This is a genomic window from Mobiluncus mulieris ATCC 35243 (genome assembly GCF_000160615.1).
In the GTDB taxonomy this organism is placed as follows: domain Bacteria; phylum Actinomycetota; class Actinomycetes; order Actinomycetales; family Actinomycetaceae; genus Mobiluncus; species Mobiluncus mulieris.
This window is the reverse complement of record NZ_GG668520.1, coordinates 514,742-529,116: the sequence shown is the minus strand read 5'-3', so window position 1 is coordinate 529,116 and position 14,375 is coordinate 514,742. Positions and strand designations below refer to the sequence as shown.

The window sequence follows — 14,375 nt, the reverse complement described above, 5'->3', positions numbered from 1 at the left end:
ACTATGCAAATGCCTACAACGGAAGCGCTGCTGTCACACCTTTTAGCAGATTTACGACTGAGCGGGCAGGACACCCAATGGGTTGAGGTCAAAGCGGCATCCCAAGGACTACCAAAAACTGTAGCGGAAACACTTTCGGCATTTAGCAATGGCTCTGGTGGCATTCTGATTCTTGGCATAGACGAGCACCAAGGGTTTATCCCCTCCCCCGGTTTCAAAGCCAAATCTGTCTACGATGCCCTGGCCGGGGTTTGCAGCAACAATATGACCCCACCGGTACGCGCCAATATAGCCCTAGTTCCCTATGAAAACAGGCAGATCGTGGTGGCGGAAATCCCACCCCTGCAGCCCCGCGATAAACCTTGTTTCGTAACTGCTAAACAGGTATATGGCGGGTCATTTATCCGTACCGGCGATGGTGACCGCCGGCTGTCCCCCTACGAAGTTGACCGGCTTCGTGAAAATAAGACCCAGCCCTACTGGGATACTGAAGTCGTTGAAGAAGCCAGTATATCTGACCTTGATGGCGAGCTTCTCTCTGGTCTTTTGCATCGTGAAAAAAGCGCCCACCCCCGCATTCTTGCCAAGCTGCCTGATGACGAAGTTTTAAGCAAGCTGCGAATCACTGGAAAAGGCCAAGACGGCAATTTGCACCCTACTCTCGCGGGACTTCTAGCCCTCGGGTTATTCCCGCAAGAGTATTTCCCCCGTTTGACGGTGACTTATGCCGTCTATCCGGGGTCAACCAAGGCTTCTATGCCATCAGGTCAGCGGCATCTCGATTCTGGAACTTTGGCTGGATCCATACCCGTACTTATCGCTGATGCCCTCACAGTTGTCTCGAAAAATATGCGAGTTGGTGGGGTTATTCGCGGTGCCTTGCGTCATGACTTGGTGGATTATTCTTTACCTGCGATCCGTGAAGCCTTAGCCAATGCGCTGATGCACCGCGATTACTCACCCGTGGCTCGAGGAACCCAGGTACAGCTAAACATGTATGCCGACCGACTCGAGATTCTTAATCCCGGGGGTCTTTTCGGCACCGCTACCATAGATTCCCTGGGAAAAACCGGACTTTCCTCGGCACGTAACCAGTTCTTGTCTCGACTGTTAGAGGTAACCCCCTACGCGGAAGGTGGTTTTGTGGCTGAAAATCGGGGAAGCGGTTACCATGAAATCCTTTCTCAGCTTGAAAAAGAATCCCTGCCGCGTCCCCTTCCAGTTGATCGGCTTGACAGTTTCAGCATTACTTTTGAGCGCCGGCGGATGACCCCTGCCGAGAAAGGAATTAATGCGGAGCTGTCCTCGAAAGACAAAATCCTCGATTATCTAGCCACGCATCCTACCGCGAGCAGCCGAGAGCTAGCCGAAACCGCTGGCATAAGCATCGGGGGCACCCGCGCGATTCTCAACAATCTGATCAAGACCGGTTTAGTCACCCGCACCGAGCCCCCCACCAGCCCTAAGCAGCGATATAGACTCCTAACGTGAGAGGCTGTGCTACATTCAAGGTAAGCCCGCTATTCCTGCATTCTAAGGTTCCGGACGACTAACTCACCCAAGCTCTCAACTCAACACTCATGTAGCTCTCAATAGTTGAGAGCTAATTAAGAGAGTTAAGTTGAGAGCTGGCTTAAGAGCTTATGCGATATTCTCAACCCAGGAGGCCTTTTCGGCACCACCGAAGAGCCTAGTTAGGAATCGAAAACCCCAACCGCAACCAACCGGTGATACTCCATCTCGACCCGCTGCGCGGCTTCGAAGACATCCACCTGTGGATTCCACATCCGCTCCGATACTGCCAGCAGACGTGGAAACAACATTTGTGCCATGTCGGCTTCATCAAGGATGAATTCTGTCCACAGGCAGGCCTGCACTCCCACGCACCTGGAGTTGGCAGTTTCCTCCCAAGGGGCAGCAAGAATGTCACTTACGGATATCCCTGGCAGCATACCTTTTTGCGGCGAGGATGCCTTGGGATCAATCCGGTTCAAGTAAAGTGTACGCGCATCAGTGAAAACGAATTCCTGGTTGGTATTCCGAATCCGTTCCAGGCCTTCCGCCTCGTTCCAAACAAACACGAGGAAATCTTCATCACCGGTCAAGGCACAGATTTCATCCCAGGCAGCCAGGCGTTTTCCTCGTCTCTGTGAAACCTCTAGCGCCTGGTCAATAAACCAGCTCTGCAGCTGTGCCACGCTGGCCACGCCTCTTTTCCTAACCCAATCCAAGATTTCTGGGTCGGCTTCCCACTGCTTATAGGCACACTCGTCCCCGCCGATGTGCATCCACACCCCCGGAAAAAGCGTGGCGATTCTCCACGGATTTTACCCCCGAAGTCGCGCAAGTTATCAAAGCACAAGCTCTGCCGCTAATCGCCGAGAATATCCACGTGTGTCTCGCCGGCGATAATTCCCCCTCCCTAAGTCGAGCCGGAATCGAATCTCTCAGATCCAGTGTCACCGTCCGAAATCGCGTCCCCGGCCTACACCACTAGCAAGCCAGCTCAGCACAGTTCTGCGGCCAACACCCCGGCCGCAACCAACAGTAACAGCACTCCGAAAGCCAAGGTCAACGCGAATTCCGGAACTTTGCGTGAAGCCGGAGCCCCAATCAAACCCCCCAACATGGAAGCCATCGCAAAGGCTATAACCGCCGGCCACTGCACGACCAAGGGCGTGCCAATTCGGGACAGCAACCCGGTAATCGAGGCCAACAGCATCACTAGCAAAGACGTGGCCGAGGCTTCTCGGATATTGAAACGCAGCACCAAAACCAGCATCGGCACCACGATAAAGCCGCCGCCCACCCCGAAAAAACCAGTCAACAGTCCCGTGAAACTCGCCGCCGTCAACAGTCCTATCCAACCGCGGACCTGGGCTTGGCTCCGCTGCCTTGGTTCGACCGCGCCGTTTATTGTGTTGTCTGTTGTGTCGGCGGCGGCGCCGCCTGTGCCGCCAGCATTAGCGTCGCGCCCGCTCCCAGCCACCGCCTCGCCATTCACAGCTTCCTCAGTTGCTGCCGCACCATTGCCACTACTCCCCCGCTGCGCAGTTCTAGCGCTCTGCCACGCTTTCCACAGCATCACCATGCCTACCATCACCAGCAATACCCCAAACAGCAGCATCAACACCCATCCGCTGACCCAAAACGATAGCCGTGAGCCCAAAAATGTTGCCAGCGTGGAACACAGGCCGAAAATTAGCCCATCTTTCCACCGCACTCGATGTTCCCATGTCCGGGGAATCAAGGAAATCAGGGCGGTGGCGCCCACAATAATCAGCGACCCCGCCCCGGCGGCGTGCGGGTTTTGCCCCAGCAGATACACCAGCGCCGGCACCGACAAAATTCCCCCGCCGGCTCCGAGCGCACCGACAATGCAGCCAACACCGAGCCCTATCACCAAGGCTAGAAGCAGGGATTCCATGGTTCTTCTTTCTTTCTCGACTATTTTCCCATCACCGCGTCTGCCGCACTACCTTCCGCAGTGCGGCTCGCAGGGAAGGCTTCATGAGGCGCCAGCCCCATTGACGCTTCTTTGGGATTCCTGGCTGGCCATCAAAGACTGCGCCATAGTCAATAAATCCGGCATAATATGACTGTAAAATGCCTTGTAACCAGGGCAAAGATAGTTTTGGGCTGACCCCTCATGAACCCCCACAAAACGATCCTTGGGACACCCGCCGTTACACAGTCGTAAAAATGGGCAACGTCGACACTCGACCGGCAGTTCCTGGTTTTTTTTGGCGGCAAAACGCCGCATCATCGGCCCGTGCGCCAATGACCAGAAGTCCGTCTCGGCAATATTGCCCACCAGCCAATCCGGCTCCACCCAGTGGTCACAGGCATAAACATCGCCGTTAAATTCCAAGGCAAAGTTATTGCCGCATTGCGGGGCGTGGACGCACACCGAGTATTGCCCGAACAGCGCTCCCAGAGCGGCATCGAAGTCCTGGACGAAAACCTGCCCGACATCGCGGCGTTTCCACTCGTCAAAAATCGTGTTCAAAAAACGCCCGTAGCGCTCCGGCGTGGTGGAACGCGAAGTGACCGCATCACCTTTTTGCTGGTAGAGAATCTGGGTTTTATCGTTTCCCTTCCCCAGCCAACCGTCACGTTCAACCCGCGCCAACGCCGCCGCATCCACCCGCTCCACAATGGGAATGAACTGCAGGAACTCCGCGCCCAAAGTATCGCGAAAATACCGATACACCTCCAGCGGGTGCGACTCGTTCCCGTTATGTACGGTACACAGGATATTGCATCGCACCCCACGTTCTTGCAACAGTTGCCACCCGCGCACCACCATATTATGAGTCCCGCGCCCGCCCCGGTTCACCCGATAGATGTCGTGCAGCTCGGCAGGACCGTCAAGGGACACCCCCACCAGCACATCGTTATCCGCCAAGAATCGCGCCCAGTCCTGGTCTATCAAGGTGGCATTGGTTTGCATCGCGTGGGTAACCCGTTGACGGGGACGGCGATATTTTTCGCACAGTTCCAACAGTTTTTCATAAAAAGGCAGTCCCCGCAGGGTGGGCTCCCCGCCTTGCCATATCATCGTGACTTCGCCATCGGGACTGGCCGCGAGGTATTCCTGGACGTATCCGTCCAGCGTCTCGAGGCTCATCTGTTGACGTTTTGTGTGGTACAGCAGTTCTTTGGACAGGAAAAAACAGTATTGACAGTTCAGGTTACACGCCGCCCCGGTAGGTTTCGCAACGACTGAAAACGCCAGCTGCCGGCGCTTTTGTGTCCGTGAGGGCACGGCAGCAGCGCGCGGGTTACGCGCTGCGGTCACTGGAGTGGCGGATGGCGCAGCGGCGGGTCGGGTCAGGGTTGGGGTTGAGGTTGGGGTGGTCATCATTTCTCCTGTTCATGAGGTGCCAGTTGGGATTTCACGGGTGTTGCCGGGTGTTGCCGGGCGTTGCCTGATCTCAGCATCCGGCAACACCCGGCAGTCCCCACCAGCAACACTATTTCGCGATTTCGTCCCAATCGGATTTAGCGGTACTGACCAGGGGAATATCGAAATCAGTCATGGCTGCCATCCATTTCGCGAAAGCGCTGTCCCCGCGTTCTTTGAGCTGGATATAGAGCTCACATGCCATCTGGCGGCGGATTTCGTCATAGGCCGGGGCGGCATAGACATTGTTCATCTCGTCCGGGTCGCGTTTCAGGTCATACAGTTCGTTGATGGATTCATGAGACACAATCAACTTGTAGTCATCGTTTCGCAACATCCGCTGTTGCACCGGGAAGTGCAGGCCGTGGAATTCGCAGACGATGTCTTGGCGCCAATCAGCTTCGGGCTTGCCGGCCGCCAGGCGTACCAGAGATTTGCCATCCTCGACCCGGCTGGTGTCACCCCCTGCGATATCAATAATCGTTGCCGTTAGGTCAAGCAGATTGACATATTCACGGCAACGATTACCGTGGGTCAGTCCAGGAATACGCACTATGAACGGAATACGATAGATTTCATCGTACATAGCCGGTCCTTTATCGTTTAGCCGGTGCGATCCGGTGAATTCGCCGTGATCGGCACAGAAGAACATGGCGGTGTCATCCATCAAATCCAGTTCCCGTACCACTTCAAGGATGCGCCCAATCTCGAAGTCAATCATGGCGACATACCCCCAATACACCGCAATCAGTTTGCGCCACTGGTCATTATTAAAGCTGGAGGTGGACCAGTAAGTGGCGTAATTTTGCTGAATCGGAGGCTTGCCTACCAGGGTATCCCCAAAGTTCTTGGGCAAAACAATGGATTCGGGGTCAATCAAGTCAAACCACTCATCGGGCAGGAAATACGGCAGATGCGGACCAAAGAAATGTACATCAAGGCTAAAGGGCTTATCCGATTCCCGGTAGTCCTTGGCATATTGACGCAGTTTGGCGATGGAAACATCAGCAATGAATCGCTCAAAGGTGGCTTCTTCGGGTTGGTCGAGCCGGGCGGCAATGATATGCCCGTCCCGATTACCCGGCAGTTTCCCACGCCAAATATCGTGGGCTTTCACGGGTGGCAGGTGGTTTTCTTCCAACCACGCGGTGTACTTCTCGTTATTGACCGGATTTTCTGCCCCCCAATAAGTATCATCGTCGCAACCGAACTTGTCGGGAAGGTTAGTGCCACAGTGATACTTACCCACCATACCCACGTTGTACCCATCGTCGCGCAGTTGCTGAGTGTAAGTCCAATCATCCTCGGGAATCGCGGTGGAGTAGGCGATATTCCACTCCGGATTCGCCAAGGTTAGGTGTTTGAAAGGCAGCTTGCCGGTCAGCATCGAAGAACGCGCCGGAGTACAGATAGCAGTAGGTGTGAAGCCTTTTTCAAAAATACAGCCATCTGCCGCCAAAGAGTCAATGTTTGGGGTTTGGGCGTTTTCATTGCCCAGACATCCCAGGGTGTCAATCCGGTGTTGGTCGGTCATGAAATTGATAATGTTATGCACATTACTTGGCATAAGTGAGTTGTTTTCGCTCATTTTCTTTCCTTTGGTTAGTAAATTTGGTTCACTCTGTTGGGTTGTATAAATTCACGAGGTGCCATTGGCTATTTACCCATGTCCTCTAGGGATTTACCTTTGGTTTCTTGTACGTACTTTTTGGTGAAAATCACAGCCAGAACCCCAAAGAAGCAGTAAATCCAATAAGTGGCGGACGGCGACCAGCTAACTAGGTAGGGGAACAGCAGCACCACTAGCAGGTTAAAGAAGAAATCCGCTCCGGCCGACAGCGACATAGCACTGCCACGTATCTGGTTGGGGAACATCTCGCCCATCAGTACGGAAAAGATTGGTCCCCAAGATGATGTGAAGCCCAGCAGGAACAGGCACAGCGAAGCAACCGCCAGGAAGCCCAGTATCGGGCTGGAGCTGATATCCGAACCGTTTTTTCCGGTCGGTGCTACCAAAAATACCGTAGCGACGGTACCCAAGGCGATGAACATCAGGGTACCGCCGTAAATCAGCATATTCTTGCGCCCTACCCGGTCAACCAGCAAAATCCCGGTGGTCACGCCCACAATTTTGAAAACACTCAAAATCAGGGTTTGCAAAAAGGCGGCCGATTCAGGGATTCCCACGGCCTCGAAGAGCATATTGGAATAGAAGAATATCCCGTTGGTGCCGGTCAGTTGCTGGAAGGCTGCAATCGCCATACCTACCATCACCAAGGTGCGCCACTTGGATTTCAGTACGGCAAGTATTCCGAGGGTAGCATTTTGTCCTCCCAGAGAGTCTTGGATTTCTCGGATTTTCCCAGAAATATCATTTTGTCCGGTTAACTTACGTAAAACTTTGTCGGCTTCTTCCAGCCGGTTCTTGACCACCAGGTAGCGCGGGGATTCCGGAATCAAGGGGGTCAGAATCATATAGACCAAGGCTGGCACCAACAGGCACAGGAACATTACCTGCCAGGCTTTCAAGCCAAGGAAAACCGCAGCAGTGGAATCCCCAGCCACCTTAGTGGCAATCAGGTTGACAATAGCTGCCGAAAACAAGCCCAGAATAATGGCCAACTGTCGAAAGGAAATCAAGCGTCCACGGATTCTTTCCGGCGAAACCTCGGCTACATAGCCGGGAGCGACGGTGGTGGCTGAGCCGAAGCCCATGCCGCCAATCACGCGGCACAGCAGCAGGAAGGGGTATCCACCTAACCAGGGGCTGAGCGCCCCGAATATGGCTTCAAACAGCAGAGCGGGACCGACCAGAATCAGCACCCCGCGCCGTCCGATGTGATCGGACAGTCGTCCGGCGATGCTAGCTCCTATCAGGCCTCCGATAATCCCGGCGGCTCCGGCCACGCCTTTGGCAAAAACATTCAGGTTAAACTCGCTGCCGACGGCTCGGATGGCACCGTTTAGCACCATGCCTTCAAAGCCGTAAAACAGCGGCCCCAGGGTCACAATCAGCGCCAGTATGGTAACATACCGCTCTACTTTCTTCTGCGGCGGCGAGGATACAGGTACATAGTCCATCTTGTCTCTCCTTTGAGTGTTGGGTGACGGATAACGTTAATGGTGTCCCCATCTTACAATTATGTAATGGTTCCTTACAAGTAGTTGCTCGAGGATTTTACTCTCATATTCCACTCCCTTCTGGCGATAGGATAGCTAGGTGGAAAACGACAAATACACGGGGGATTCATGACCAAGTCAACTAGAATTTCCACGCCAGACGCAGAGCTAAGTAAATCCACAGCCGATATTCGAGCACGCAACGTGTGGTCTATTTTCCGAGCGCTTTTCCCCCGCAACTGTTTATCCCGAGCCGAACTAGGGCGACGTATCGGGGTTTCCCGCATGGCAATTGGGGAAATTACCAAGGAAATGTGTGACACTCGTATCCTGACCACAACCGGCTTGGACGCCCGCCCTGGTCGCGGTAAACGCTCCACCATGCTGGCTATCGACACTTCGTATTGGCGCCTGATTGGTATTGACCTGTCTCAGCCCTATGTGCTGGTTGGCGCTCTGCTGGACTTGGTGGGTAGTGTAAGCGAGCGAACCGAAATCGTTCACGATGATTCTTATGACAGCCGCGCCAGTGACATAATCGCCCTGGCCAGACGGCTCCAAAAACAATCTACCTCCCCCATCTTGGGGGTGGTAATTACAGTTCCTGGTATCGTCGACGCTAGCGGAACCGTGCTGCTATCGATACGCCTGGGCTGGAAGAATCTCCCCCTCCAGACGATAGTTCAGGATGCCTTGCAGCTGCCAGTATTAGCCGGCAACACTATCAATGCCACCCTCGCTGCGGAGCATTCCAACCGAGCTTTTACCGATAATTCGATGCTGGTAAAAATCGGAATGGGGGTGGGTGCCGGCTTGTACATCAACGGGGAAATCGTACGGGGCGACAGTTTTGCGGCCGGCGAAATCGGCCACATAACCGTCCAAACCTCTCAGGCCAACGGCTCGGAATGCGGTTGTGGCAAAACCGGATGCCTGGAAACCTTTGTCAGCGATAAGTCGATTCGGGCGCGCCTCGCCGCCGCGCCCGAACGGCGCACCGAAATCCTTTCCGAGGCGGGACAAATCCTCGGGCAGACGCTGGCCATGACGGTGGGACTGCTGGATTTGCGCAATATTTATATCGACGGGCAACCTGACCTGGTGGGTAACACCTTCTTGGATGCCTTGCAACAGGTTCTCGACCACGCGCTCACATCTGAATACCGTCGGGTACCCGAGGTGTGTCGCTGTCAGCAGCTCCCCGACCGTCCCCTCAAAGGTCAGACACTCCTCGCTCTGCCCACACTGCTACCCACCGTGCGGACACATTTTCAGGTTCTGAGCAATTCCCAATAACATCGCCACAGGTTAAAGCGTTATCTTGATATCGAGATACCTGTATTTTAGGAAAATGCGTCTACACCAACTGTAGTAACCCTAAATATCCCCACCCGGATTCAAGTTCGCACTACACTCACTCTCGCTGGCAAAATTTTCGCGGCTTCACCCGAATCGCGAGATTTCGGGAGTGAGAACCATTCACATTTATGTGTGCCATAGGACATATGAAAATTTGGACATACGTGGTAGCATAAATTCCGTCAATGTCGAGCTTCCCCAATCGGGAAGAAAAGGAGAATATTCCGATGGCTTGTTTCTTAGTTCCCGCTGCTGAGGCAGTGGTGATTACGGCCGTTAAAGCCGGCCTCGAAAAAAGCGCCGCCGCAAACAGCGACCCCACCCAAACCAAGCGCCGCCTGGAACTGGTGCAAAAAATTTCCTGGCTGGCGAATCTGCTGTGGGGCGGGGCGGTTTTACTAGCCTTTGAACACCTGTGGCACAACGAGGTCGTACCCTGGTTCCCCTTCCTTACCGCCGCCGCCGACCCGGGAGACACCGCGCAAATGCTGCACGAAATGTCAACTGTGGGAGTCACCATGGCAGTGCTGGTCACGGTCGTGTGGGGCGGAGCCGTAGTGGCCACCAACGCGATTCGTCGCCGCTCCCATACCGAAGCCTAGGCCGGCGATAATCCCGAAACCACCCTAAAAGAAGGAAAAAACATGACCTTGCTGATTACTGTTATCGCCGCGATTATCGCCACTGCCGTGTGGTACGCCCACGCCCCACAGTCCCAGATGCGCGTTGGGATGCTGGCCTGGATGTATTGGGGGGCAGCGATTATGTGGTTCGTAGACGCGATTTTCGAATACGTCGAAGACCCCAAGGGCTACTTCACCCCCCAGCCCGTGGAAATGCTCAATGACACCTATCTGGGGCTGTCGGTACTGGCGCTGGGTGGCATTATCTGGATTGTGACCTTGCTGGTCACCGACCCGCGTGGTGTGGTGGCTAAAACCATGAACGCCCTGATCGAAACAAAGCTCGCGAAAAACACGACAAGTGCCGACCAGACCCCCGCTGCGATGCCACAGGCGTAACCCGCATATCGACACCGTTATTAGTGGAGCCGCCTAGGACGGCAATGTTTTGCCATTCTAGGCGCAACGCTTTGGATGTCGAGGCCACAACCGGGCGCGTGGGCTGGCCTCTCAAACCGCCCTGATAGGCTGGATTTATGCACGAGTTAGCACTGGCGCGTTCGATTTTTCGGATTGCTGACCGGGCGGCGGCAGGTCGCGCGGTCAGCACGATTTACCTTGACGTGGGGGTGTTGCGTCAGGTTGTGCCGGACGCGTTAGATTTTGCGTGGGGGTGCATGAGTCGCCAGTCCGAGAATCTCGCGAAGTCGAAACTGCGGATTAATCTGGTTTCCGCAGTAATAACCTGCGAGGAATGCGGGGCTGACACCCCGATTGACGACAATCTTATCTTTGCGTGCGCCACTTGCAATTCCACGCGCTATCACGTGAAAACCGGGGAAGAATTCATCCTCACCGAGATGGATGTATCCTAACTGGCACCTCGTGAACCCGCGAGAAAGAAACCAGAAACAGTGTTAAACTAAACAAGAGTAAATGTAACCTCAGCAAAGGAGCCAACAATGGGACGCTTTCACCGTCACGACGACGACACTCACACTCACGAACACAGCCATGTCCTTGCCGATGGCACCGTAGTGACGCACACTCACGAACACAGCCACGATGATGGGCACCACGATGGACATCATTCGCACGAGCACGAACACGAGCACGAGCACGAACATGAGCACGAGCATGAGCACGAACATTCCGGCCACGATGTCCACGAAGAATACGGCGATCATTCCGGCTATCAAACCGGTGCCGAACGAGTGAGCGTTTTAGAAGATATTTTCGCCGAAAACGACGAGCTAGCCGAACAAAACCGGGGCGACCTCGACCGTAACGGGGTGAAAGCTGTGAACCTGATGTCCTCGCCGGGCTCCGGGAAAACCGAGTTGCTGGTGGCGACGCTGCGGGCGCTCCAGGGCGAGACACGTATTGGCATTATCGAGGGCGATATTGAAACCGACTTGGATGCGCAGCGCATGGACGGACTTGGAGCCCAGATTTCGGTGTTGAACACCGCCGCCGGATTTGGGGGGGAATGCCACTTGGATGCCCCGATGGTCGCCCACGCCCTGGAACGACTGGATTTGAGCCGGCTGGATTTGTTGATGATCGAAAACGTGGGCAACCTGGTATGCCCGGCCGAGTTCGAAGTCGGAGCCCACTTGCGTGCTATGGTATATTCAGTTACAGAAGGCGAGGACAAACCGAAGAAATACCCCGTTATGTTCCGGGCGGTGTCCTGTGTGGTGGTAAACAAAATCGACTTGCTGCCATACCTCGATTTCGATATGGAGCTGTTTAGGCGCAATCTGCACGAGGTAAACCCGGATGCCACTGTCATCGAGCTCAGCGCGAAAACCGGGCAAGGTGTCGACACCTGGGTTCAGTGGCTGCGGGAAAACGCCTTGCCAGGCAAAAAAACCTGCTCCTAAACAGCCCCTATAGGAGCCTTCCCCATCCGCAGGTTGCGATTGTAATGACATACGGGGCTTAGTTTTCTGGTTTTTCTTATACCCCGGCATGTCCTGAAACTGTTTCGCTTATCCCCACAGCATCCCCATCCCCAGAAAACAGATTTTGAATATACAATCTCGTATTTTCCTTGGAATATCAAAGATATAGCGGAGGAGGGGGGATTGTAGAACAATCCTTGATATTTCAAGGGAAAATACCCGCTGAAAAATTATGCTCCTAAATAGCTCCTAAAATTTGTAGCGCTCTCATTCCTACTCAACTGCCGAAACGAGCATCGGGTCGAGTATGGTAGCCATTTTTGCTAGCTGACTATCTAGATTAGCCTCGGTTTTCCCTTCCAGATTTTCTTTTTTCCGCCATGTCGCCCACCGATTTTGATACACATCCCCGTATCCATCCATGAGCCCAGCAATCGGACGGAGCTCCACTCCCCGATGACGAGCCACCGCTTTCAGCGCCGCGACTAGAGATGACTCATCTAGTCCGGCACGATATAAATCAAGAATATCCACGTAATCCTTCCAGCGGGTTGAAGTAATGCTTCGCTCCAGAATTGTCACCACTTTCTCAGCCATAATCGCTTCAGGCGGATAGGACAACACCTGCAAAGACTCCCCCGGTTCATGCGAAATAGTTATCCATTGCGGATTAGGAACTATCGGGTCACCCGTGGAAACATCCCATGCAAACACGCCTTCCCAAGAACTAATCCGGGCGGGCATTTTCAGGCGTATCCCTGGATAATCATCGGTCTCACGAATCTCGCGAGTAGTCAAACGTTCCGGGTCGAAAACCACCCCGTCACCAATATCAATCCGGGCGATACTTGTGGCGATGGTGCGCAGCTCTGCCGCATCCACTGTGGCAGACACCGCATTAGAATCAATATCCTTGGTAAACCTACGTCCCGTATAGACCCCAAGCAGCAAGCCACCTTTCAGCACGAAGTCCTCACGATAGGGCGAAGCCGCTAGCCGAGCCAAAAATCCTTCCAACACATAGTGAACATAAATCTCTTGCGTAGGGGGTTGAATCCCGTCTCGCCTCGCGACCTCCCGCGCTCGCTGGCACAATAAACCCAGAATATCCATGCTGCTTAATTTAGCGCCTCCAGAATATCCAACAGCGGACGACGTGCTCGAGGCAAACGCATCGCCAGGCGCATCAACAGTGCCCTATCCCCGCCCCGAGCCAGCAACTCATGCAAAGCCACAGTCGCAGTCTCGTAACCAACCAGGGCGCGCAATCGGAAACAATCCACCACGCTACGCTCCGGGCCATAAATTCCAATCATCCGCCCGTCACTACCAGGAATTTCTAACTCTCGGCGCTCCTCGCCGAAAGAATCTCGGTCAAAATGATGCCACGCAAGCGGACTTCTGGTCGCGGGTTTACGCGCCCCCTTCCAGATAGCCACATGCACCTGGTCGGGAATCTCGTCAGTCAAATCCCAATACGCCAACGCCGAAGTTAAACAAATCGTGGCCTCCGCGCGGCGCGTAACGGCTTCCAGCCACTCAGGCTGCATGAGGGGCATCCCCGCAGGAACGTAAATTCCCCGCGCCACCCGCTCCCACTCACCCCGAGCCAAACCGCGATACAAACTACTGCGCTTCGGCGCAAGCGCGTCCAAAACCAACACCACGCCGTCCTCTTTCACACTTCCGGGTAAAAACGTATAACTCTATTATAGAGTAGTACAGTTTTACCCAAAAAGCCTGGCACTAAACAGCCCATAGATTTCTGCTGGAGCTCGGTCAAGCAAATTACGCGCTGCGGTACTTTAAGAAGCCCAATACCAACTCATGCCTGGCCTAAATCCAGCATCTCCACTAGATTATTTTGACACGCCACCACCGGCACAGCAATAAGTGTCGTGTTGTGCTGGCAGCACTGTGATTGTTAGGACTGAGGTTACCCTGGTTTTGTGGACATCGCGGTTAGGGATTTGGTGTCTCGCTGGGAAGGGAGGTCACTATGTCTGAAGTGAGGAAAACAAGACGGAGGTTTACGCCGGAGTATCGTGTGGAGGCCGCGTGTTTGGTGGTTGAGTCGGGTAGGCCGATTGCGCATGTAGCCCAGGAACTCGGGTTAGTTGAGCAGACGTTGTGTAGGTGGGTGCATAGCTACCGACAGACTGTGGAAAACGAGCCAGATGGCGAGTTAACGGTCGATGAACGCGCCGAACTGAGACGATTACGCCGGGAGATCGAGGAACTACGCAAGGATAACGAGTTTTTGGGAAAAGCGGCCGCACAACTTCTGCGTCGAAGCGACCACCGGTGAACGGTTTGAACTGATGGCACAGGAGTTGCGCTAACTTTGAAATCGTGCGTATGGCAAGACTCTTGGGTGTGTCTAGGTCGGGCTACTATGCCTGGGCGCATAGAAAAGCACAAGGACTATCTAAAGGGGCTAGGAGCCAGGCCGTGCTTGAT

The 14,375-nt window shown here is 54.3% G+C and carries 14 protein-coding genes; 7 read left to right on the top strand and 7 right to left on the bottom strand.

Features of this window, described 5'->3' with window-relative positions; translation table 11 throughout:
* The first annotated feature begins 3 nt into the window (after positions 1-3).
* Complete coding sequence (locus tag HMPREF0577_RS10220; protein WP_004017725.1) at positions 4-1,491, top strand: ATP-binding protein; 1,488 nt, start codon at positions 4-6, stop codon at positions 1,489-1,491.
* A gap of 203 nt (positions 1,492-1,694) precedes the next feature.
* Here HMPREF0577_RS10220 and HMPREF0577_RS10215 read toward each other — a convergent pair whose 3' ends face one another.
* From HMPREF0577_RS10215 to HMPREF0577_RS10195, 5 genes are all read right to left on the bottom strand, one after another.
* On the bottom strand, positions 1,695-2,315 hold the full coding sequence (locus HMPREF0577_RS10215) for a family 20 glycosylhydrolase (RefSeq protein ID WP_256585203.1): 621 nt from the start codon (positions 2,313-2,315) through the stop codon (positions 1,695-1,697).
* 191 nt (positions 2,316-2,506) lie between these two features.
* The gene (locus tag HMPREF0577_RS10210; RefSeq protein WP_004013812.1) at positions 2,507-3,427 is read right to left on the bottom strand and encodes a sulfite exporter TauE/SafE family protein; all 921 of its coding nucleotides are present in this window, start codon (positions 3,425-3,427) and stop codon (positions 2,507-2,509) included.
* Between the two features lie 81 nt (positions 3,428-3,508).
* Positions 3,509-4,801 (bottom strand): anaerobic sulfatase maturase, encoded by a 1,293-nt coding sequence (locus HMPREF0577_RS10205; RefSeq protein ID WP_345908469.1) that lies wholly within the window; start codon positions 4,799-4,801, stop codon positions 3,509-3,511.
* A gap of 175 nt (positions 4,802-4,976) precedes the next feature.
* Positions 4,977-6,494, bottom strand: a complete 1,518-nt coding sequence (locus HMPREF0577_RS10200; RefSeq protein ID WP_004013810.1) for a sulfatase family protein — start codon at positions 6,492-6,494, stop codon at positions 4,977-4,979.
* Positions 6,495-6,562: 68 nt separating this feature from the next.
* Positions 6,563-7,987 carry a sugar porter family MFS transporter gene (locus HMPREF0577_RS10195; RefSeq protein WP_004013809.1) on the bottom strand — a complete coding sequence of 475 codons (1,425 nt, stop codon included), beginning with the start codon at positions 7,985-7,987 and terminating at the stop codon, positions 6,563-6,565.
* 168 nt (positions 7,988-8,155) lie between these two features.
* Between HMPREF0577_RS10195 and HMPREF0577_RS10190 the strand changes: the two genes are divergently transcribed.
* From HMPREF0577_RS10190 to hypB, 5 genes are all read left to right on the top strand, one after another.
* Positions 8,156-9,322 carry an ROK family protein gene (locus HMPREF0577_RS10190; protein ID WP_004013808.1) on the top strand — a complete coding sequence of 389 codons (1,167 nt, stop codon included), beginning with the start codon at positions 8,156-8,158 and terminating at the stop codon, positions 9,320-9,322.
* 248 nt (positions 9,323-9,570) lie between these two features.
* Entirely contained in the window at positions 9,571-9,987 is a 417-nt protein-coding gene (locus HMPREF0577_RS10185) for a hypothetical protein (protein ID WP_004013807.1), read from the top strand.
* Between the two features lie 42 nt (positions 9,988-10,029).
* Complete coding sequence (locus HMPREF0577_RS10180; RefSeq protein ID WP_004013806.1) at positions 10,030-10,407, top strand: hypothetical protein; 378 nt, start codon at positions 10,030-10,032, stop codon at positions 10,405-10,407.
* 137 nt (positions 10,408-10,544) lie between these two features.
* Complete coding sequence (locus HMPREF0577_RS10175; protein ID WP_004013805.1) at positions 10,545-10,883, top strand: hydrogenase maturation nickel metallochaperone HypA/HybF; 339 nt, start codon at positions 10,545-10,547, stop codon at positions 10,881-10,883.
* 87 nt (positions 10,884-10,970) lie between these two features.
* Entirely contained in the window at positions 10,971-11,894 is a 924-nt protein-coding gene (gene hypB, locus HMPREF0577_RS10170; protein WP_036342846.1) for a hydrogenase nickel incorporation protein HypB, read from the top strand.
* A gap of 294 nt (positions 11,895-12,188) precedes the next feature.
* Here hypB and HMPREF0577_RS10165 read toward each other — a convergent pair whose 3' ends face one another.
* A complete protein-coding gene (locus HMPREF0577_RS10165; RefSeq protein WP_004013803.1) occupies positions 12,189-13,028 on the bottom strand; it encodes a nucleotidyl transferase AbiEii/AbiGii toxin family protein in 840 nt (279 codons plus the stop codon).
* Positions 13,029-13,033: 5 nt separating this feature from the next.
* Positions 13,034-13,597 carry a type IV toxin-antitoxin system AbiEi family antitoxin domain-containing protein gene (locus tag HMPREF0577_RS10160; RefSeq protein WP_004013802.1) on the bottom strand — a complete coding sequence of 188 codons (564 nt, stop codon included), beginning with the start codon at positions 13,595-13,597 and terminating at the stop codon, positions 13,034-13,036.
* A 317-nt stretch (positions 13,598-13,914) separates the two neighbouring features.
* Here HMPREF0577_RS10160 and HMPREF0577_RS12110 point away from each other — a divergent pair, with 317 nt between their 5' ends.
* The gene (locus HMPREF0577_RS12110) at positions 13,915-14,223 is read left to right on the top strand and encodes a transposase (RefSeq protein ID WP_004013801.1); all 309 of its coding nucleotides are present in this window, start codon (positions 13,915-13,917) and stop codon (positions 14,221-14,223) included.
* Positions 14,224-14,375: the final 152 nt, after the last annotated feature.

Coding starts and splice junctions, on each gene's coding strand:
- HMPREF0577_RS10220 (WP_004017725.1), top strand. CDS start 4: ATGCAAATGCCTACAACGGAAGCGCTGCTGTCACACCTTTTAGCAGAT.
- HMPREF0577_RS10210 (WP_004013812.1), bottom strand. CDS start 3,427: ATGGAATCCCTGCTTCTAGCCTTGGTGATAGGGCTCGGTGTTGGCTGC.
- HMPREF0577_RS10200 (WP_004013810.1), bottom strand. CDS start 6,494: ATGAGCGAAAACAACTCACTTATGCCAAGTAATGTGCATAACATTATC.
- HMPREF0577_RS10195 (WP_004013809.1), bottom strand. CDS start 7,987: ATGGACTATGTACCTGTATCCTCGCCGCCGCAGAAGAAAGTAGAGCGG.
- HMPREF0577_RS10190 (WP_004013808.1), top strand. CDS start 8,156: ATGACCAAGTCAACTAGAATTTCCACGCCAGACGCAGAGCTAAGTAAA.
- HMPREF0577_RS10185 (WP_004013807.1), top strand. CDS start 9,571: ATGTCGAGCTTCCCCAATCGGGAAGAAAAGGAGAATATTCCGATGGCT.
- HMPREF0577_RS10180 (WP_004013806.1), top strand. CDS start 10,030: ATGACCTTGCTGATTACTGTTATCGCCGCGATTATCGCCACTGCCGTG.
- HMPREF0577_RS10175 (WP_004013805.1), top strand. CDS start 10,545: ATGCACGAGTTAGCACTGGCGCGTTCGATTTTTCGGATTGCTGACCGG.
- hypB (WP_036342846.1), top strand. CDS start 10,971: ATGGGACGCTTTCACCGTCACGACGACGACACTCACACTCACGAACAC.
- HMPREF0577_RS10165 (WP_004013803.1), bottom strand. CDS start 13,028: ATGGATATTCTGGGTTTATTGTGCCAGCGAGCGCGGGAGGTCGCGAGG.
- HMPREF0577_RS12110 (WP_004013801.1), top strand. CDS start 13,915: ATGTCTGAAGTGAGGAAAACAAGACGGAGGTTTACGCCGGAGTATCGT.